This window comes from Archangium violaceum (assembly GCF_016859125.1).
Lineage (GTDB): Bacteria > Myxococcota > Myxococcia > Myxococcales > Myxococcaceae > Archangium > Archangium violaceum_A.
Genome location: NZ_CP069338.1, coordinates 7,898,051 through 7,919,497, shown reverse-complemented (window position 1 = coordinate 7,919,497; position 21,447 = coordinate 7,898,051). Strand labels below are relative to the sequence as shown.

Genomic DNA, 21,447 nt, shown 5'->3' with positions numbered 1-21,447 from the left:
AGCCCCTCCGTCCACCCTGGCGCGCCCACCTCAGCTACAGAAGATCCTAACAAATAAGCCCTTCAACCCACTCGACATCACCAAGAGCGTCAAACACCCGCAGTAGATGCTCTCGCACAAAGTGGCGGAGTGATGCTTTATCCTTGTCGCTTTGGTACAACGAGCCCTCGAGAGAGGCGGCGCAGAACACGCCGCTTCTGCCGACGCTTATAGAGCTTGTGGGCGTTCTCTCCTTCTTCATTTTGGAGAGAGGTCTCCTCGTCGATGATCTGAAACTCCACGAGCGTGAAAACCGTCCGGTTCTTGCGCTCACGCGAGTCTTGTTCAGGCGGTGGTAGGTACGCGTCCATGCGCAGCGGAACATCCACGACGAAGTTCAACGCTCGGTAGGATCCACCGGAGAACAGATTGCGCGTACGTTCCTCGCGGTCCTCGTAGTCGAGATCCAAGTGGAGGTGCTGTGCGTACTGCTGGAGGTGTGGGTTCTCCGCAAGCACAGCCTTGAACGAGACAAGAGTGTTCTCGGTCTGTCCAGGGACGACAAAGTTAAAGGGGAAGAGATGCTGCGTCAGGAAATAAAGGACAGGGAGAATATCCGCCTGCGTCTGGGTGATAATGCGGAAGCGGGTTCGGTCATAGATTTGAGCCGCTACCGTCTCTCTCTTGGCCAGAAGCTTCGTGATGAGGGACTCACGAGACTTAATGGAGTGGGCGAACTCGACAACTGGCAGTCCCTTGTCCCGAAGCAACTGCGCTACATCCAACACCTTCGCCATCACCAGTTCGGACAGGTCTGCCTCGGAGACCGCCAGACGGTGGAGCAGGTCCCGCCCCTCAATGTGCTGGATGACGTGCATCACCTTGAGCACAATGCAGGCGATGCGTCGGTGCCTCGGCAACCCCTTCACGCCGGACGCATAAAGGAAGAGATCGTGGAGTTCCGCCGGGTCCGCCACGGCATCAGCTACCCGGTAGTTGTAGGTCTGCCGCAGGTACTCGACAGCATCCGCGAGCACCATCCGAGCCCACGATTCGTCCTCAGGACGGGTGGTGTCGATCTGGCAGAGCCGGAGGAAGCGGTCAACCTCATCCCGGGTCTGGAAGTGCATCCGTCGCCAGTCGATGACCGAACTCCCCCGGAGGATGAGCCGTATACGCTCAAGTTCGCGGAGGCCCATGTCCGCTACGGAGCAAACAGGGATGTCGAGTAACTGTGGGATAGTGGGCGCGGACTTCACAGTAAGGCTTCTAGCCGAGCCCGCGGACAGAAGGAAGGGTCTGCGGAAATCGGCATAGGGGGTAGCGAGGTCGCCTCGCTACTCCCCTGCCACACCACCGGACAAGCGGGTCCGCATCCGGCGGTTCGATAGGTTGAGGTTAGCTGGCGAGTCTCGGAACTCCCAGCCGGTCGAAGAAGCTCGTGGGCAGGGCGAGTTGGAGGTACATGCCCGAGTTCCTCCACCAGCGGCGGGTATTGGCGGCAACCCGGCGGGCCATGTGCTCGGGCGTTCCCCGGGCGCGCAGCTCTCGGAACACCGTCGTCCCCCGTTTCCACTGCTTGAGTTGGAGGGCTCGCAGGCGATGGCGCAGCCATTCGTCCAGTTGCCGGAAGACACCGGGGGTGTCCGCCAGTTGGAAATACTGCTTCCATCCCAGCAGATACGCCCGCGGGTCCTTGGCCACCGCATCCAGGCTCCGCCCCTAGACACGGGACGTCATCTCCCGCACCCGCTCCTTCATCGCTTCAAGGGCCTTGGGTGACACGCGTCGTTTCACCTGCCGCCCCTTGGCTACCCAGAAACTGTAGCCCAGGAACCGCCGCTCCCACGGGCGCGCCACCGCGCTCTTCGTCTCGTTGACTCCTAGCCGGAGTCCCGCGTATAGCCGCCTGAGCGTCCGCATGGCATCCTCCGCCGCACGATTCCGGCCTCCAGGTAGCGGCGAATCAGCCTCAGCACCCGCTTGTCCCCGATTCTCTTCTCCAGCCTTCCCATCAGCACGTCGTGGTTGACGCGGTCGAAGAATTTCTCCAGGTCCACGTCCACCACCCAGCTCCGACCCTCCTGTATGTAGCGCTGGGCCTCGCACACCGCGTCGTGTGCGCTGCGTCCGGGCCGGAAACCGTAGCTGTGCTCCGAGAAGGTGGGGTCGTACATCGGTTGCAGCACTTGCAGGATGCTCTGCTGGATGAGCCGGTCGCGTACCGTCGGAATCCCCAGCTTCCGGACTCCTCCGCCACTCTTGGGTATCTCCTGCTCCCGTACCGGTTGGGGCTGGTAGCTACCGTCCAACAGTTGTGCCCGGACAGCGTCCCAGTTGTTCACCAGCCACGGGTCCAGCTCCTCCACGCGCATCCCATCGACGCCGGGACTGCCCTTGTTCTGCTTCACTCGCTTCAACGCCGCCTGACGTTGCCGCGCTCGACCACCCGCTCCATCAGGCGGTCGTCTCCTGGTTGTCCGGTTTCGGTTGCCGCCCTCAGTGCTTCGCCGCTGCGCTGGTCCTTCGGGGCTTCACCCCTATGCCCCAGCGGGAGCTCCCCTTGCAGAGACTTCTGGCGCCTGGCACCTTCGAGACTCACTTTCGTGACTCCCTTCCTATCGTTCGGCCCTTCGCGGCTCGTCGTCTCCCCGGCTCCGGTGAGGCTTCCACGCCATCCCTGCCGGTCCGCTCGCCGCTGTCGGGTCGGAGGAGGCGCGCTCATCGCGCTGGCCTCCGTTCGCCGCTCAAACTGGACGTGCAGATTTCCCGCATCCAGCTTTCATGAAGGCGTGCTTCTTTGAGGTCGCGAGGGAGGGAATCATCTGCACGAGGTTGGCAAGCCCGTACTCGCCGTACAGCTTCGGTGTCGGCAGCTCTTTCCAGCCGTGACACCTCCACCGCTTGAATCGGTGTGACCAGATTCGTCGCACGATCCAGCCGTCGAGCCGGTGGAAGCTCCTTCGGACGTGGGCGCGCTTGTAGTGGTGCCCCCACCCCCGCACAACGGGATTGATCTGCCGAATCAGCTCCTTGGTCGTTACCGGTGCACGTCGCCGCGTCAGGCTGCGGATCTGGTCTTGGAAACGTCGGACCGACTTCTCCCTCGGGTACGCATAGAGCACCCCCGAGCGCGCCCCGCTTCGGATCTTGTTCGGCGGCAGCCGCAGCCGCATTCCTCGCTTGAGCTTGAAGCCAAGGAACTCGAAGCCCTGCTTCACGTGCACGATCCGCGTCTTCTGCGGATTGAGCCGCACGCCCAACGTCTCCAGGGTCCTCGTCGCTGCTGCCAGAGCAGCACGTGCCTCCGTTGCAGATGAGCAGGTGACGACCCAGTCGTCTGCATACCTCGTGAGCCGATAGCCCTTGCGCCTCATCTCCCGCTCAAACGGCGTCAGGAGGATGTTGCTGAGCAGTGGTGAGCTCACCCCACCCTGTGGGGTGCCACGCTCGGTCGGGAACAGGCGCCCCTCTCCGTAGCTGGCGGCCTTGAGCATCGCCCTGAGCAGGCGCAGCACTCGTCCGTCTGCTACTCGCTGGGCAACGAGCGTCATCAGTTTCTCGTGGTCCACCGACCCGAAGAAGTCCTTCAGGTCAGCGTCCACTATCCACTCATGACCGCTTTCTACCTCTCTCCATGCCTTGCGTAGCGCATCCTTCGTTGATCGCCCTCGCCGATACCCGAAGCTGGCGTCATCGAGTACCGGCTCGAAGAGAGGCTCCAGTCGGTTGAGCAGCGCCTGCTGGCACACCCGGTCGTAGATGGTCGGGATTCCCAGCGTGCGATACTCGCCCGGCTTGCCCACCTTCGGGATACGCACCTGCCTCACCGGGGCGGGCTGGTAAGTGTCGGCGCGGAGTTCGGCATGGAGCTGTTCGAGCCGCTCATGGAGCTGCTCGCCGAAGGCTTCGATGCTCTCTCCGTCCACCCCACCAGAGCCCTGGTTCGCTTTGACGCGCTCCCAGGCGATCTCCAGGTTCTTCCGCTTGTACACCTTGTCGATGAGCGAGTGGACCTTCCTCGCCCCCGTCGGGTTGAGCCAGTCCGCGAGTCTCCTCGGACGGTGAGGTTCGGGTCTTTCGCTGAGGGAACTTTCCACCTCATCGCCCTTGCTCTTCCCGCTTTCTTGCTCTCTCCGACCGCCTTCACCGGCTGGCTTCCCCGACTCACTCTGTCGCCGGTCTCCCGGTCGCCCGGCTCTCACCGAGCTTGAGGTACTACCCAGCCGTCCGACGACTCGCCGAGCACCGCTCCCCGCTTCGCTTGCGCTTATAGGGTTGCTTCCCCCGGTGCCACCCGGGAACCCGTCGAGTCCTCCTGGGGTCACGCTCTGGTCTTCCGTACCGTGCCGTCCGCATACACCTTGGTGCGGTGGGTGGATGAGAACGCCTTCGCCCCCATAGTGCGGGCTCGACCTTGCCCCACCTTTGGCCGACCGGTTCGTCACTGGGGTTGCCCCCCTTCGACTACGGCCCGGTACTTCTCCGCATGCCCTTCGGCTCCCACCTCGCGGTGGGCACCCTGCCCTCCGGAGTGCTGCGAGCGGTGGCTCCAGGTTCACCTTGGCTGTGTCCGGCTTTCGCCTTCATGCCCATTGAGGCTTCTCCATACCTTCCACTCTCTCCGGCCGACGAGGCGTTACCCCCGCCTTAGGATACGGCGCTCCTCATCCGAGCGCCGGAGGGACTTCAACCCTCCTGACCAGTGCGCTGCCCAGCGCACACTACGGCCTCTGCTGACTGCTCGCTCCGCCTCTCGGCGTCGCCCTTTCAGGCACGAGGCGAGCTCTCCCCGGGTAAGAACATCGACATTCACCGCACGAGCGCCGGCTCTACGTCACCTCGCCTTGGTCACCGGGGCTTCGCGAATCTTTGCCCGCTCGCCCCGCTCGGTGCCGCCTCGCAGCCGGTTCCTGTTCGTCACCCCGCGGTTTCGTTCCCCGCTTCCTTCACGTCGGCCTCGCGGTCCGGCGCTCTGCGGTTCCCTTCGTTCGCGGTGACCTGCTTCCGGGAGGACTTCCACCTCCATGTCGATGCCCATGCCGGGCGCACAAAGTGAAGGGCCTTCGCCTGCTCAGCGAAGGCCCTTCAAAGTATCACCGCGAGGCAACCAGACTACTTCGTCGCAACCTGTTGATCGTCGCGGTATTGAGCTTGGCGAACGAGTTTGCCGTCCGCGGAGAACTCCTGCACGAGTCCGTTGCGCTTGCCCTTCGCGTACTCCTCCACCAAGCGAGGCTTGCCGTTCGCGAAGTAGAGAACCCGGTTGCCATGGTAATTCTCGCGCTGGAACTCAGTACGGCCAGACACCTGGCCGGCCTCGTTGTAGAAGGTCCACTGACCCGAACGGAAACCATCGACATACTGCCCCTCGGAGCGCTTCTGGCCGTTAGGGTAGTACGAAACGTAAGGGCCATGAGGAGTGTGCATGCCCTTCGAGGCCTCTACCTTACGGCAGAAGAGTCCGTCATCCGCATTGCCGAACTGCTTGGTGCCAACAGGGCAGTTCAGATTGTACTGCGTCCCTCCCTTGGCCGACTGCCCCTCCGCAAAGGCGGTCGGTGCAGCAAATACCAGCCCAAGAGCGAGGGTCTGCATCATCTTCGAAGGCAACATGAACTCTCCTATTTGAAAACGCCGGCCTCACCGTGCGTGCGCTCTACAAGACGCTCCCAGTGGGAGAAAATTCAGAGCACTTCCTGCCGCAATTCCAGGTCAAATGCTCTTAGCAAACAAGCTGCTTAATGAGGGTGCTCTTAAATTACAGAACCCTACCCAGCCGAGAGCTGGGTAGGGTTCTGATTGCAGGCCAATACGCAGCCTACTCCAAAATCAGACGTTAATAGTTCGCCTGATGACAGAAAAAGTTACCATTCATGAAATAGACGCCCAGCGACAGAGTCCTGCTGCTCTCGGCGACGCAGAAGCTCAATACGATGTCAGCCCGCTCGCGGTTGGTGCCACTCACAACGTAGTTGCTACCGCCAGCGGCAACTACCGCTGCACCCGAGTGCTTGTCACCGTCAACATCAACCCAGAACAGACCATTCAGCTCATCCTTCGTCGCAGGAAAAGGATTGCTGGAGTAAGCTGAAATAGTCACTTTTACGCGCTTAGGCGCAGAGGGACTGCAGTAAGTCTCGACAGCAGCAGTCTCGGTCGCCTTGAAGATGATAGGTCCAGTCGTGCCCAGATCTCCGCGCTGATCGAATCTCTCGTAATTCTGGCACGTGGGGGCAGGCACCACAGTGCACGTGCCGGTGCTGCAGAACTGACCATAGGCGCAGGTGCTCTGGCCTTCACCCGAGCAGGTGGTCGGGGTCGGACCCGGCCCGGTGGTCCCGCTCGGCACGCAGACGCTGTACTGACCCGAGCACGTCAGGTTCGAAGCATCGCTCACACGCTCGTCCTGCTGGCAGAGTTCCGGCGTGGTGCACTTGCAGATCTGCCGGGTGTCCGAGCTGCTCAGAGCCTCGCACTTCTTCGCCGAATCGGGGCAATCTGCAGCCGCAGTACAGGTCTGCACGCACACCTTGGCGTCCGGATGACAGATCTCGGACGCGTCGCAGTCCGCGTCCGTCGTGCACTCCAGGCTCTCACGGCCACCATCGGGGCAACCCGCCAGCACCATGCTCATCGCTCCCAGCGCGGCGAGCATCAACCTCATCTTGCGAATCTGCATTTCTCGGCTTCCTCCTGAATGGATACGTCTCACGAGGTGGACCTCCGGCCTCTCAGGCCCCCTCCGTCCTTCAGCGCGCGGCTTTAGTCCCGCCGCTCCAGACGTGTCAACGAATGTCGACACACCCTTCGACGCATCCTCCAGGAGCAAATTCATCCTCCATGGAAGCGGACAGTCGTACGAGTCATTTGACTCAAAAGTAACTGTCTGCATCCTGGACGATTAGAAGGTGAACGGGAAGTCGATGGGCTCGCCCTGCACCCGGTGCTTCGGGAAATTCCAACCCTTGATGAGCCCGGAAATGCAGCTCGCCATGTAGGTCGAACGGAACTCCGACGTCTGGCAGGACACGTTCTTCGTCTTGCCGTTCGTCTGGATCGTCCAGCGCATCACCAGCTTGCCACTCAGGCCTGGATCCTTCTTCTTCTGCTCGTTCACGCACTTGATGATCGCCGGCTTGTTGGCCAGCACCACCTGCATGATGTCCGACTGCCCGAGCTTGTCGAGCGCCGCCCCACCACCAGGCTCCGGCGGGATGTAGGCCGTACGCCCATTCGCCGACGCGGTGCCGTTCTTGGCACTCGGCTTCTTCGTCCCGAAGAGCTCGTCGAACTCGTCATCCGCGTTCCCGCCGCTCCTCGCCTGCGACCTGGTGTTACGCGCGACCGGTTCTTCCTCGTTGTTGCTGCGGCTCGCCGAAGGACGGCTGACCGACGTGGGGCGCTTGGTACCGTTACGCTCCGGCACCTCGGCACGAGCGACCTGCTGCGGCTCCGTCTTCGCCGGCTCGGCGGGCTTCACCGGCTCGGCAGGCGGAGGCGTCGCCGGGTTCGCCGCTGGCGCGGTTCCCGGAGTCCCCGCGGCCGCAACCGCCGGTGCCGTCGAAGGCGCAGTGGTCGGCTGGCCCGTGGTCCCCGCAGCGGGCGTGCCCTGGGTGTTCTGCGCCACCCCCGCCGGAGGCGGAGGCATGGGCGGCAGCTCCGCTGGCTTCGACGGAGCCGTCGCCTGGGCCACCTGCTGTGTCGCCGCGGGTGGCGTCACAGCCGCCTGCTCGGAAGGCCGGGTCGCGAAGTAGACCCCCACTCCACCGACGAGCAACACCACGCCCGCCGCCACTCCGATGATCATCCCCATCTTGCCGCCCTGCTTCGGCGCGGGGGCCGCAGGCGGGTAGCCAGGGTACGCCTGAGGCGGCGCATACTGCTGGGGAGGCGGATACGGCTGGGCCATCGGCTGCGCGTACGCCTGAGCGGGCGGCTGCGCATACGCAGGCCCTGGAGCGGGCTGCATGTACGGCGCGGGCGCGGGAGGCTCGGCCATCAGCGGGCTCGGAGCCGCCACCGGCGCGGACTCCGGCGGAGGCACGTCGAGCAGCCCCGACGCCGCGGGCTTCGCCCTCTCCTCCACCGGCGAGGCCTTCGGCGCCGGCTTCGATAGCGCCTCGTTCTCCTCTTTCACCAGCGAGGCGAGCACGCTCGCGGCCGAAGGCTTCCAGCCAGAGTCCTGCGCGGACGGAGCCACGGGCGCTGGCGTGTTGGCCTTCGCCGACTTCGACGCGCCACCTCCGGCGCTGAAGGCGGACTCCACCGGCCCGGACGCAACCGGCGAGGACGACGCCACCGGCGCGGGCTCCACGATGACAGGCTTGGTCGGGCGCGGCGCCAGCACCGACGCCAGCTCCGAGGCCTCCGAGAGCGGAATCCAGTCGCTGAAGCCCGCACGCCAGCACAGACTGTCCGGACCGACCTCTCCCCGCTCCCAGTAGTCCTTCACCTTCTCGAGCGACAGGGGACCCACCTGCTTCTCGTCGATGGCGACGAACCACTCGTGTGAGGCCGCGGGCTTCGCGCTCCCCTCCTCGGCCTCCGCGAGCTTGCGCACCGTCTCGCCAGTGTCCGACAGGGCCGACGCATCCAGCTGCGCCGGACCGTCACCCGCCGACTCGCCCGCCGGAATCCTGTGCGACCCCGAGTTGAGCACCTGGTCGAATACGGCGCCGAGCTCGTCATCCTCCACACCACTGAAGATGCCGCCCTCGGGGGGCGTGCCCAGTGACGCGGGCAGCCCGAAGCCGTCGTTGTTGGATTGACTCTGGGACGCGGCCGCACCGCCAGCGGCCTCACTGCCCGTCCCATCCTCCTTCGCCGGCGTGGAGCCGGCGGGGCGGACCACGATGTTGTAGCCGCACTTCTTGCAACGAACCTTGACGCCCTTCGCGCCCACCTTGTCGTCGCTAATCATGTACTGCGCGCGGCAGCTATCGCAGACGAAACGCATCGTTCCCCGCAACTGTCAGAAATGACGGGAGAAAACCCGCCGGAATCGTAGAGGTGGCACCCGGGGGGGTCAAGGATGCCGACCTCGCCCGCCCGGTTGCCGGTTCAACGGGTGAGCCCCTCGTTTGGGTCTCACGCACACTCGAGCTGCTCATCTACTTCCTCACCTGCACCTCCACGTCCGTACCCACCGCGACACGCAGCTCGCGGAGCTCGTCGGACGTGGCGAACAGCAGCAGCTCCTTCAGCTTCACCTTCGTGGAGACCCGGAAGGCCGACCCGGTCTCCTCCAGCACCATGCGCTTGACGGGCTCGCATTCACCCGCCGCGAGGAGGCCGGCACGCGCCGCCGTCAGCTCCACCCCCTCGAGGTACTGGCGGACATCCGCGGGCGTAGCCGTGGGCATGTAGACGCGCGCCACCTTGGCCAGTGCCGCACGAGCCTGGTCGCTGAAGCTCTTCTCCAGCACACGGCGCTCGGCATCCACCAGCCGCGGATCCACCGTGAAGCGCAGGTTGGGAACCACCAGACCGAGCGCGGCCTGAACCACGGCCTCGAGCCGCTCCGGGGCCAGACGCTGGCTGAAGGCCAGCTCCGGGCGCACCAGCGCGAACGTCCGTCCCAGCAGGTAGTACGCCTCCTTCTGTCCCTGCTCCGCGAAGAAACGCCCACCCGCGCGCACGCAGGGCGGGTGCGTTTGCAGCACCTCCACGTTGAGGCGCGGATCCGGCGTCGGCTCGTTGGAGCGCTTCGCCATGTTCTCGCGGCGGACCACCAGGTGCGGCGAATACAGCTCCACCGCGTCCATCCCGAAGAGGCGCGCCACGTACCGGTAGTGCTGCGCGTGGTACTCCTGCGCGCTCGCCAGGTCGATGCGGTGCTTCTTCGGGACGATCTGGTAGTTCTGGAAGGGGACCGCGTACAGGTGCCCCACCTGCTCGAAGAGCAGCCCCATCAGCTCGGTGAACGGCCCGCGCAGCTTCGGGTGCAGCAGGTGCGTCTGCCACATCCGGTCCGGCAGCGGCCGCTGGGCCACCTCCTTGCGCTTCGCGTAGGGCCCCAGCTTGGAGAGGATCTCCTTCTCGTCATCCCCCGCCTCGCCCAGCAGCCCCGACACGGCTTGAGCGGCCATCCACGCGCCGTCGTAGTCCTTGCGCAGCGCGGACAAACGCACCAGCTGAGAGACCACCTTGCGCGGCTCGCCCGTGTTCGGCAGGGCACGGCGGAGCGCGGCGATGGCCTCGTCCTCCTTGCCCGGAGAAGCCGCGGCCAGCTCGGCGTAGATCTCCTGCACCTGGGCGTCATCTGGCAGGCCCTTGGCGACGACGCCGTAGGCCGCCAGCGCCCCCTCCTGGCTCTTCAGCACCTGGCGGTAGAGGTCTCCCAGAGCCCGCCACAGCGTCATGCGCGCCACGTGCGTGTCGGGCGTCTTCGGCATGCGCCCGATCATCTTCGCGTAGTTCTCCTCCAGCGCCTTCCACTGGCCCGCGCCACCCAACATGGCCTCGAGCGCGCTGAATGCTTCGACGAAGCGATGGTCCAGATCCAACGCCGTGTTGAACGCCACGGCCGCGCCCTCCACGTCGCGCAGCTCGTCCCGGCGCAGCTCGCCGAGCGCGAACCACACCCGCTTCGCCTTGTTCGGCTCGGCGGCCAGCGCGGGCAGCCGGAGCATCCGCTCCAACGTGTCCGCGGCCTTCTGGCCCTGGCGCGTCTCACGCAACAGCACGTACAGCGAGTCCATCACCTCGAGCGACTCGGGCAGCAGCTTGAGCGCACCGGTGTACGCGTCGATGGCCTGGTACGGGTCCTTCAGCTTCTCCCGTGCGAGCTGGCCCAGCTCCAGGAAGACGCTCGCCTTCGCCTCCCCTTCCAGCACGTTGGCGAGCTGCTGGCGGAGATCGGCGGCCCGCTCCCAACGGCCCGATTGATCCATGAGCGCCACCAGGGCCCGCAGGGACGCCTCATGGCTGGGGTCGACGGCCAGTGCCTTCTCGAAGTGGTTCTGCGCGCGATCCAGCTGGTTCAGCTTCGCGTGGATGTCGCCGAGCTGCCAGTAGACCTCCACCACCTCCATGTCCGTGAGCTCCTCACGGTGGTGGATGAGGATGGTCTGGAAGATGCGCAGCGCGTCCTCGTACCGCTTCGCGTGCTGCACGAGCAGGTGACCGTAGCCCTCGAGCACCGGCAGGTAGGTCGCATCGAGGTCGTAGGCCTTCTTGTACGAGTCGAGCGCCTTGTCACGATTGCCCAACTTGTCCGCCACGTAGCCCAGCCGGTACAGCTGCCGGCAGAGCTCCGCGGTGAGCGCGGTGTCCTTCTCCGCGATGGCCCGCTCCGCCATCTTGCGCACGACGATGTCGAGCATCCGCTCGGCGGACACCCAGTCCTCACGCGCGCTGTAGACGTCCGAGAGCGGACGCGCCGCCTCCAGGCTGTCCGGAGCGTACTTGAGGGTCTCCTCGTAGTAGGCGGTGGCCGTGTCCGGATCGCCCTTCGTCTCGGCGTTGTAGCGTGCCACCTCCAACAACGCGCGCGCCTTGGCCTCGGGCTCCTCGGTCTGATGCGCCTCCTGGAGCAGCGTCTGCTCGTAACCGCCCCAGTCCTTCTCCTGCTCCTGGATGCCCTTGAGGGCGCGGATGCTGGGCAGGTGGCCCGGATCGATGGAGAGGGCATTCTGATAGGCGACACGGGCGCTGCCCGTGTCCATCAGCATGTCCTCCTGCATCTTGCCCATGCGGTAGTACAGCTCCACCGCCTCGGGCACCGGCCCCGCCAGCTGCGCCTCCTGCTGCAGCATCTCCAGGGCGTAGGGCCAGTTGCCGCTTCGCTCGTACAGCTTGCCGAGCGCGTGCAGCGCCGGCCGGCTCATCGGATCCACCGCCTGCGCCTGGTGGTACGTGTTCACCGCCCGGTCCACCTGCTTGAGCTGCTGGTGGTAGACGTTGCCGATCTCCACGTACAGCTCGGCCTGCTCCTGCGGCGTCGTGGCCAGCTGGAGCTGCCGCTCGTACGCGACGATCAGATCCTCCCACCGGCCCTGCATGCGCCGCAGGCGGATCAGCGTCTTGATGGCCTGCAGGTTCTGCGGATCGATGGCCAGCACGCCCTCGATGAAGGCATCCGCGTTGGCCGGGTTCTGGAACTTGTCCTCCCAGATGCTCGCGCAGCGGAACATCACCCGCACGCGCTCGCGGTAGTCCGAGACCACCTCGAGCATGCGCTCGTAGATGGCGAGCAGATCCGCCGGCTGATCCAGCTTGGTGTACAGCCGCTCCATCGACTCCAGCGCCTGGAGGTTGTACGGCTCGAACTCGAGCGCCTGGCGGAACGCGACCACCGCGGCCTCGTCGTCACCGATGTCGCGCTCATAGACGTTCGCCACCTCCACCTGGATGCGTGCCCGCTCCTCCACGGTGGCCGCCAGGTCTCGAGCCCGGAGCAGCGTGGACGCCACGTCCTTCCAGGCATTCTGACGGCGGTACAGATCGGTGAGCACGCCCAACGTCTCGGCGTCCGGCTCCAGGTCCAACGCACGCAGCAGCGCGCTCGCGGCCTCGTCCGGGTCCCCCTGCTCCTCGAAGACGCGGGAGATCTCCCGGAGGATGCCCTTGCGCGCCTCGATGGAGCCGGCGGCCTCGAGCTTCTGCTCCAGCGCCACCACGTACTCACGCTCGCGGCCACGCCGCTGGAACATCCCCGCCAGCCCATCGAGCGCCGTGGCGTTCGTCGGGTCGAACTCGAGGATCTTCCGCAGCGCCCCTTCCGCGGCCTGCGGATCGTCCAGCTTCAGGTCGTGGACGCGCGCCAGTGTGGCGTACATGCGCTCGGCGAGCGGACCCCGAGGCAGCGAGTCCGCCACCTCCTCGTACACGGCGGCGAGCTCCTCGTGCGAGCCCGTCTCGTCGGCGAGCCGCTCCACCTCCTCGCGCAGGTGATCGTCCGCCGCGTCGATCTGCATCGCGCGGCAGAGCGCCAGGAACGCCACGTCCTTCTGGCCGAGCCGCTCCTCCTGGACCCGTGCCAGCTCCTTGAGGGTGGCCAGCTTCTCCTCTTCGGTGACGAGGTGCGGCAGGTAGCGATCCACCACCTGCGCGTACGCACGCCAGTCGTTGTGCGCGCGGTAGAGCTCGCAGGCGCGCTCGTAGGCCGTACGGTTGGCCGGGTCGAGCTCCAGCACCTTCTCCAGCGCCCCGGCGGCCAGTTCGGGCTTGCCACCCTCACCGGCCCACAGGTCCGCCACCGCGAACCACGTGGCCACCGCCTGCTCACGCTCCTCGGTCTGCAGGTGCACCTGCACCTTCAGCTCGAGCGCACGCACCGCGTCGTTGTAGGCCCGCAGCGAGACGAAGAGCGCGTGGACTCGCTCCAGGTCCGCCACCACGTGCGGCTCCACCTCCAGCGCGCGGCGGGCCGCGTCCAGCGCCTCCTCGCGCCGGCCCATCCCCGTGAGCACCTCGGCCAGCCGCAGGCGCAGCACCTTCACGCCCTCGGCCGACTCCTGCAGCGGGACGAGCCGCCGCAGGATGCCCACCAGTTCCTCCGCCGGCCCCGTCTCCTCATACAGCTCGCGCAGCGTGTCCAGCACGCCCCGGTGCCGCGGGTCGCGATCCAACGCGGCCTTGAGGTGGCTCACCGCCAGCGCCGGCTGCTTCAACAGCCGGTACAGCACCCGGCCCAGCCGCTCGTTGAGCCGCACCACCTCGCGCGGATCCAACGTCTGCGCCAGTCGGTCCGACAGCAACGTGCGCAGCTCCTCGTGGCGACCCGCCCTCTCGTAGAGGGCTTCCAGCGAGGTGAAGGCCTGCTCGTTGCGCGCGTTCTTCGCCAGCAGCTCGCGGTACAGCGCGATGGCCTGGTCCAGATCCCCCAGGCCCTCGGCCGACACCTGCGCCATGCGCGTGAGGACGCGCTCGCGCTCGGGACCGGTGACGCGCTCGGACTGCAGCTTCAGGATGTTGTACAGCTTGTCGTGCGCGCCGGCCGCGTCATAGATGTTCTCCAGCAGCCGCGCCGAGGCGAGGTGCCCGGGCTCCAGCGCCAGCACCTGCTCGAACGCGGAGGCCGCGCGGTCCATGCCGTCCAGCTTCTCCTGGACGAGCTGTCCCAGGCGGAAGAGGAAGCCCACCTTGTCCGCCGTCTCCTCCGCCGAGGACGCGAGCGACTCCAGCACGTTGGCCAGCTCCGGCCACGCCTCCAGGGACACGTACAGCCGATCCAGCGCGGCGAGCGACTTCTGCTGCTCCGACGGGTTCAGCGTGCGCGCGCGCTCGTAGTAGATGACGGCGCGCTCGGGCTCCTGCAGGCGCGACTCGAAGAGCTGGCCCAGCTTGATGCACATCTCCGCCGCGTCGCGGGCCTCGGCCACGCGCGGCAGCGCATCCTCGTAGGCCACCACCAGCTCGTCGTACGAGCCCGCCGCGTCCGTGGCGTTCTCCAGCCGCTTGCGAAGCTCGGCGTCGTTCGGGTCCTCCTTGAAGGACCGGAAGAGCGCCAGGAAGGTGAGCTCCGGCTCGCCCTGGGCCTCGCGCAACGTGGCCAGCTCGCCCAGCAGCGTCTTGCGCTCGTGCGAGTCCGGGGACACGCCCACCCGCGTCTCGATGAGCGAGGCGAGCCGACCCACATCCCCGCTCGCGCGGAAGGCATTCAGCAGCGTCTCCACCGCGAGCAGGTTCTGCGGCTCGCGGGCCACCAGCGCTTCCAGGCGGCCCACCGCGCCCGCGTGGTTGGGCTGCAGCGAGAGCACCTCACCGTAGAGCAACAGCGCACCCGCCTTGTCCAACAGCTTCGTCTCGCGCAGCACCGCGAGGCGGAACTTCAGCTCCAGTCCCTCCTCGGGCGACACGAGCGCGATGCGGCGCGCCAGCACGTCCGCCATCTCCGGCCAGCGCTCCAGCTTCTGGCACAGACCATCCATCCGCGTGAGCGCGGCGGCGTCGTCCGGCTTCACGTCCAGCAAGCGCCGCAGGGTGGCCAGTGCGCCCAGCCCGTCCTGCAGCTTCTCCTCCTGGAGCACGGCGATCTGCAGCAGCACCGATGCCCGGCGGGCCGGCTCCTCGGCGCTCGCGAGCTGGCGGCGCAACACCTCCAGCAACTCCTGCGGCGTGCCGGAGTCGGCCACCAGCCGCGCCACGCTGTCGAGCGCGTCGGTGTCCGTGGGCCGCAGCGTCAGCACCTTGCGCCACGAGGCCAGCGCCTCGTCGTCCTCGCCCAGGCGCGCCTGCAGCCGGGCCAGTGCACGGTACAGCTCGGCCCGGGAGACATCCCCCGCCCTCGGAGCGATCTCGGAGAGGACGGCCGCGAACTCCTCGGCGGCCCCCGCCTTGTCCACCAGCGAGAGGCACAGCTCGAGCGTGCGCTGGTCATCCGGCATGTCGCGCAGCGCGCGCGTGGCGGAGAGGAAGGCCATCTCCGCGTTCTCCAGCGGGCCCGCGTACGTCTCCGCGATGCGCCGTAGCAGCGCCGAGCGCTCCTGGGGCACCGGCTCGGCGGAGACGCGCGACTCCAGCATCTGAACCTGCTTGAGGTGATCGCCCACCGCCGCGAACACCGGCTCCAGCGCCAGCGCGGCCTGGCCACGCAGCGGGCTGTCCGAGCGCGCCATCTCCTCCAGCGCGCCCACCGCACCGGCGTGCCCGGCCCGGCGGCGGAGCACCTCCTGGTAGAGCTCCAGCGCCCCGCGCGGATCATCCAGGCGGCTGAACCGCAAGCGGCCCAGGCGCACGCGCAGCTCACTGCCCTCCTCCTGGGCGTTGCGCGTGTCGGCGAGCTGGATCTCCCGCTCGATGTGCTGCGCCAGCTCCGGCCAGCGCTCCATCTGTGTCAGCACACGGCCCAGCAGCTTGAGGGCGTTGGCGTCCTCCGGCCGGCGCTCGAGGATCTCACGGTACGTCTGCGCCGCGAGCGCCTTGTCGGCGAGCGTCTCCTCGGCGAGGTGGGCCAGCTCGAAGAGCAGGTTCACCTGCGCGGCGACGGACGCCTCGGCCGCTACCTGCCGGCGCATCACCAGCCCCAGCTCGCGGTGCGCACCGGTGCGGCGATGCACGCGCGAGATGGACTCCAGTACCTGCTTGTTCTGCGGATCGCGCCGGCTGACCTCCTCCAACGCGCGCACCGCCAGATCGTAGCGCTTGAGGCGCCCGTCGTAGATGCCCGCGAGCCGTCGCCACAGGTCGCCCGCCAGGGGCTCGGTGGCGCCGCGCTCGAGCTGATCCTCGTACGCCGCCGCCACTTCCTCGAAGGAGCCGGAGTCGGCCGCGAGCCGCTCCAGGTCATCGCGGACGTCGTCGTCCTGCGGGGCCTCGTTGAAGGCGCGCAGGCGCGCGGCGAAGGCGAGCGACGTCTGGCCGAGCGCCTCGCGCAGGGTGGCGATCTCCTGGATCCGCTCCAGCCGCTGCGCGGGCAGGGACCCGGGCAGGAGGATCTCCAGCGCCTCCACCAGCTTCCGGGTGTCGTTGAGGCCGCGGTAGACGGGCTCGAGCAGCCGCGCCGCCTCGCCCCGCTGCGCCTCGAGCTGGAGCATGCGCTCCAGACCGGCCACGGCCTGTGGATCCGCCGGGGCCAGCGCCATCAAATCGCGGTACGCGCTCAGCGCCTCGGCGTGGCTGCCTTCCTTCTCCAGCAGCTGCGCCCGGCGCAGGATGAAGCCGCGGCGGGACTCGTTGTCCGTGGCCAGCTCGGCGAGCTGATCCAATACGTCCGCCTGCTCCACGAAGCGCCGCGTCTTGGCGAACAGCTTGTCCAACGCGAGCAGACCGTCCGCCGCCTTGCGGATGGCCAGTGCCGAACGCCACGTCTCGATGGCCTTGGCATCATCGCCCGCGGCGGCATGGGCCTCGCCGGCCTTCACCAGCAGGGCGCGCCGGGCCTCGGGATCCGTGGCCAGCGCCGACTGGGCGGCATAGACCTCGGAGAGGCTCTTGGCGTTCTGCCCCCGCTCGTACAGGCGCGAGAGGGCCTCGAGCGCCTGACGGTCCTGCGGCGCGTCCTCGAGGATCTTCTTCCAGACGCTGGCGGCCTCCTCCGTCTGGCCGAGCTGCTCACGCAGCTCCGCGGACCGACGCAGCAGCCCGAGGCCCGACGGGTCACCCGAGGGCAGATCCGAGGCGGCCTCCTCGTACAGCTCCGCCAGCATCTCGTGCGAGCCCGTCTCACGCGCGAGCCGCTCCAGTTCCACCTGAAGGCCCTCGCGATCCACTCCTTGCGAGAAGGCCTTCACCGCCGCCATGAAGGCGAGCGAGGGCTGGTGCATGTCCTGCTCGTAGATGCGGCGGATATCCGCGGCGAGCTGCGACTTCTCCACGCTGAGCGCGGAGTCCATGCGCGCCTCACGCAGTGCCACGCGACGCGCGTGGTCTCCCAACCGGGCCAGCACCGGGTCGAGCACTTCCAGGGCGCCCGCGCTCATCGGCACGGCCGCCTTCACCCACTCCTCGAGCGCCGCGCGGGCGCCGGGGTGACCGGGATCCTCGGCGAGGATGCCCTGATAGAGCTGGAGCGCGGCGTTGGGATCGTCCAGCCGGGTGCGCAGCAGCTCGGCGAGGCGGAAGGAAACCTCGCGGCCCTGCGGGCTCTGCCCCTCCTGCGTGCGCCGCAGGCCGAGTGCCCATGCCAGATCCTTCGGGCGGTTCAGCTCCGCGTAGAGCCGGTCCAGGGCGACGGCGGCCTCGCGCTGGAGCGGATCCCGCTCGGCGATGGCACGCCACGCGGCGGCGGCGCTCTCCAGATCGGCCAGCTTGGACTCGTGCAGCAGGGCGGCCTCGCGCAGGTACGCGAGCTGCTCGGCCACCTCGGGCGCGGCGGCGGCGAGCTTCTCCAGCACCTCGGCGAGCGCGGCCCACTCCTCGCCCGCGCGGTGCAGGCGCTGCAGCGCGCGCAGGCAGTCGAGGTTGCCGGGCTCCAGCGCCAGCAGGGACCGGAGCGCCTTCACCGCGGCATCCCGATCGTCGAGCTTCTTCTCCTGGACCTCGGCCAGATCTCGCAGCAGCCCCGCCCGGAAGGGGCCCGTGCTCCCCTCCTCCGTCAACTCGATGAGGATCTCCGCGTAGGCGTCCAGCGAGTCCGCGTCCTCGGCGGCCTGGCGCGCGGCGACGCGAAGGACGGCATCACCCGGAGCCAGGCGCAGGGCCCGGGCGAGCGAAGCGAAGGCCAGCTCCGGCTGACGCAGCTGCGTCAGGTGAACCGTCGCGGCCTGACGCAGCGCCAGTACCCGGGCCGCGTCGTCACGCGCCACTTCGGAAAGCACGTCCAGCGCGGCCACCAGCTTGCGGTGGTCCTTGGTGGCCTCATAGGCCGGAATGAGGGCCCGCGCGGCCTCCTCGCGCGCGGTGCCGGAGCCGAGCATGCCCTCGAGCGCGGCACGGGCGTCCACGTCGGAAGGACGCTGACGGAGGATGTCCGCGAAGCTGCGCACCACGTCGGTGCGGTCCCCCGACGAATCCTGCAGGACCTGCGAGCGCTTGAGCGTCAGGCGCGCCACGCGATCCAGGTCGCCCGCGTCCTCGGCGAGCGCGATCTGCCGGGCGAGCACCTCGCCCAGCTCCCGGTTGCGACCGGCCTTCTCGTACAGCTCGGCCAGACGCGGCAGGTGCCGCACCTCGTCCGCGCCGGAGTGGATGGCGGCCTGCAGCGCCTCGGCGGCCTCCAGCGGCCGGCCCAGCCCGGCGTTGAGCTCCACGAGCTGCATCTGCAGCTCCACCTTCTCCGCCTTCGTGGCCGTCAGGATGCGCTTGCGCAGCAGCGCGTCCGCATCCGCCGCGCGCCCCGACTTGCCATACAGCTGGATGAGCCGGCCGAGCACCTCGGGCGACTCGGGCACCCGCTGCAGCGCCGCCTCCATCGTGCCGATGGCCTCCGGCAGCGCCGCGGACTCCTCGGCCAGCCTCGACGCATCGGAGAGCAGCTGCACCGCGAGCTCCGGGGCCTCCGCCTCGGTGGCCAGCGCCCGCAGCACGCGCACCAGTTCGGCATGGACGGACAGATCGTGAGCCAGACGCGCCAGCTCGGCGCGGTTCGCCTCGTCCGTGGGCGCCTCGCGCAGGGCTCGCACGCGGTAGTCGAAAGCACCACGGCCATCGGCCAGATGCTTCTCGTGGATGTCGGCGATCTGTCCGAACAATCGCTGGCGCCCCGCCGCGTCCTTCGTGGCCTCGAGCTGCTGCACCATCGCCGAGACCTGGCGCTGGTGGTCACCGCCGCGGCCATAGTGGTTGGCGAGCGCCTCGGCGATCTCCGCCGTGCGCACGCCGGCCGCCGCGAGCCGCTCGAGCCCGCCCAGCACCACGCCGGTGGCGACGTTCTCCGCGAGCAGCTGGAGGAAGAGTCCCGCCGCCTCCTGCGGGCGATTCAGGCGCTCGGCGAACAGACGGGCCTGACGCCCTGCCCAGTCGCTGCGCTCCACCTGCGTCTCGGCCAGCTTCGCCAGCTTCCCCGCCAGCGCCGCGGCCTCCTCGAACTTCGACAGCGCCACGCACAGCGCCTGCAGGCGACGCACGGGAGCCGGATCGTCGGGAGCCAGCTTCACCAGCTCGCGCACCATCGGCTCCAGCTCGGCCGGAGCCGCGCCCGTGGCCTCGCGCCGGGCGATCTCCCCCTCCAGGCGCACCTTCGGGTCATCCGTGAGCGCGGCGGCGGCTCGGAGCGACTTCACCGCCTCCTGCGCGGCGCCATCACCCGGCGCGCGCGCGAGCACTTCCTTCCAGGCCGCCTCGGCACCCGCGGGGTCCGCCAGCGTCCCCTGGAGCAGCTGCGCGAGGTGCCGCCAGAGCGGAAGGGCCGCCTCGGGAGGCGCGACCGTGGCCGCACGACGAAGCGCCATCGCGAGCGCGGGCTCCGCGTGGGCCCTGCTCGCATGCTCCATCACCGAGTCCAACAGCATGGGCCGGGTGGGCTCCAGCGCCAGGGCGCGCGCGAGCACCTCGAAGGCCCCCCGCGCGTTGTCCGCCTCCTCGTAGAGGAGCGCGAGTCCCTCGCAGAAGGCCACGCGCTCGGCGCGCGGGCGCGGGGCGAGCAGCGCCAGGTCCAGCAGCGGCTCCAGCGCCTCGAAGTTCTCCTCCTCCGCCAGGAGACGGGCGAGCTGGAAGGCCGCGAGCGCGTTGGCCGGATCCAGCTTGAGCGCGGCATCGAGGTGCACGCGCGCCGCGTCTCCGTCGTTCTGGTGCAGGCACAGGTCCGCCAACCGCAGCCGCAGGGCCACCTGCGTCACGCGATCCTTCACCGTGCCCAGGTAGCGCTCCAGCATCGCGAGGGCCTCGGCCGCGCGGCCCTGCTCCAGCAGCAGCTCGGCGCCGAGTGTCGCCACATCCGCGCGCGCCGGGTCCACGGTCGTGGCCTTCTCGAAGGCGGCGAGCGCCCCGGCCGCGTCATTGAGCCGGGTGAGTCGCAGGGTGCCCAGCCGCAGCCACAGGTCCACCTGGGCGTTGCGCTCGCGAGCCTCGCCCGCCAGCGTCTCGAGCCAGGCCTGCGCCGGCGTGAAATCACCGTTGCGCTCGGCGACGCGCTCGATGAGGTTGAGCGCCTCGGGCATGCCGGGCCACAGCAGGAAGCAGCGGTCCAGCGCTTCCTTCACCTTGTCCGTGGCGGCGGGCTCGTACCAGGCGTGCAGCTTGGCCACCAGGAGGGACAGCCGCGCCGCGCTCTTGCGATCGCGCTCCTCCAGGGACATGCCACGCAGCATGCGCGCGCGCTCACGCCACGACTGCTCGAAGCGCTCCAGCGTCTGCGTGGCCTTCTCCACCCGGACGTTCTTCGGATCCAGCTCCCGCGCCACGGCTAACGCCTGCTGGGCGAGCACGTGCTCGGTGGGATCCTCCACCAGCCGCTCGGCGAAGCTGGCGTACTCCTCCGCCATGCCCTCGCCGCCGAGCGCGGCGCGCTCGCGCTCCAGCGACTCGAAGATGGGCTGGAAGCGCTCCTCGGCCAGGAGGAGCTGGCGCACGCGCTTGAAGGTCGCGCGCTCCGGCTTGATGCGAGCGGCCCGCTGCAGGCACAGCACCGCGCGATCGCGCCGGAACAGCTTCTGCTCATGGAAGTTCGCGGCCTTCATGAAGCAGGACACGGCCTCGTCACCCTTGCTCAGGGCTCCGAGTCGCTCCAGCACATCCACGAGCGCGGCCATGTCCTGGCGCGCCTCGTAGACGATCTTCAATCCACGCAGAACGGGCCGCGGGTCCTCGGCGATCAGCAGCGCGCGCCGCAGGAGCTCTTCCGAACGAGCCGGGTTGCGCAGTCGCTCGTAGGCGAGCTGCCCCGCGCGCACCAGCACCCGCACCGCCTCGGTGGTGGGCGTCTCGCGCGCGCGTCCCTCGTAGAGACGGATGAGTTCCTCGACGCGGCCTGCCTTCTCGAGCGCGGCCTCGACCTCGGCGAAAGGCCGGTCGGAAACGACTCGCTCGGCGGGTCGACGGAGGTTCGGCTGGTCCATGTAAGGCGGGCCTCGCGAAAAAAAGAAAGGGGAGGGAGCGGCACTCTATCGCCCGCTCACCTTCCCCAGCAATCCCGCAAATCCCGCC

8 protein-coding genes are annotated in these 21,447 nt (G+C 68.1%); all 8 read right to left on the bottom strand.

Annotated features, from left to right (window positions below; all coding sequences use genetic code 11):
* Positions 1-137: 137 nt before the first annotated feature.
* A complete protein-coding gene (locus JQX13_RS33915) occupies positions 138-1,178 on the bottom strand; it encodes a TIGR04552 family protein (protein WP_203403610.1) in 1,041 nt (346 codons plus the stop codon).
* A gap of 199 nt (positions 1,179-1,377) precedes the next feature.
* Positions 1,378-1,683 carry a group II intron maturase-specific domain-containing protein gene (locus JQX13_RS54635; protein ID WP_239014017.1) on the bottom strand — a complete coding sequence of 102 codons (306 nt, stop codon included), beginning with the start codon at positions 1,681-1,683 and terminating at the stop codon, positions 1,378-1,380.
* Between the two features lie 179 nt (positions 1,684-1,862).
* Positions 1,863-2,390 carry a reverse transcriptase domain-containing protein gene (locus JQX13_RS54630; RefSeq protein ID WP_239014016.1) on the bottom strand — a complete coding sequence of 176 codons (528 nt, stop codon included), beginning with the start codon at positions 2,388-2,390 and terminating at the stop codon, positions 1,863-1,865.
* A 336-nt stretch (positions 2,391-2,726) separates the two neighbouring features.
* Positions 2,727-4,079 carry a group II intron reverse transcriptase/maturase gene (gene ltrA / locus JQX13_RS33905; protein ID WP_203403609.1) on the bottom strand — a complete coding sequence of 451 codons (1,353 nt, stop codon included), beginning with the start codon at positions 4,077-4,079 and terminating at the stop codon, positions 2,727-2,729.
* 1,015 nt (positions 4,080-5,094) lie between these two features.
* Complete coding sequence (locus tag JQX13_RS33900; protein WP_203403608.1) at positions 5,095-5,595, bottom strand: toxin-antitoxin system YwqK family antitoxin; 501 nt, start codon at positions 5,593-5,595, stop codon at positions 5,095-5,097.
* 223 nt (positions 5,596-5,818) lie between these two features.
* Positions 5,819-6,661 (bottom strand): hypothetical protein, encoded by an 843-nt coding sequence (locus JQX13_RS33895; RefSeq protein WP_239014015.1) that lies wholly within the window; start codon positions 6,659-6,661, stop codon positions 5,819-5,821.
* A gap of 222 nt (positions 6,662-6,883) precedes the next feature.
* The gene (gene gltJ / locus JQX13_RS33890; protein WP_203403606.1) at positions 6,884-8,938 is read right to left on the bottom strand and encodes an adventurous gliding motility protein GltJ; all 2,055 of its coding nucleotides are present in this window, start codon (positions 8,936-8,938) and stop codon (positions 6,884-6,886) included.
* A gap of 154 nt (positions 8,939-9,092) precedes the next feature.
* Entirely contained in the window at positions 9,093-21,359 is a 12,267-nt protein-coding gene (locus JQX13_RS33885) for a tetratricopeptide repeat protein (protein WP_203403605.1), read from the bottom strand.
* Positions 21,360-21,447 lie beyond the last annotated feature (88 nt).

Coding starts and splice junctions, on each gene's coding strand:
- JQX13_RS33900 (WP_203403608.1), bottom strand. CDS start 5,595: ATGTTGCCTTCGAAGATGATGCAGACCCTCGCTCTTGGGCTGGTATTT.
- JQX13_RS33915 (WP_203403610.1), bottom strand. CDS start 1,178: ATGGGCCTCCGCGAACTTGAGCGTATACGGCTCATCCTCCGGGGGAGT.
- JQX13_RS33895 (WP_239014015.1), bottom strand. CDS start 6,661: ATGCAGATTCGCAAGATGAGGTTGATGCTCGCCGCGCTGGGAGCGATG.
- gltJ (WP_203403606.1), bottom strand. CDS start 8,938: ATGCGTTTCGTCTGCGATAGCTGCCGCGCGCAGTACATGATTAGCGAC.
- JQX13_RS33885 (WP_203403605.1), bottom strand. CDS start 21,359: ATGGACCAGCCGAACCTCCGTCGACCCGCCGAGCGAGTCGTTTCCGAC.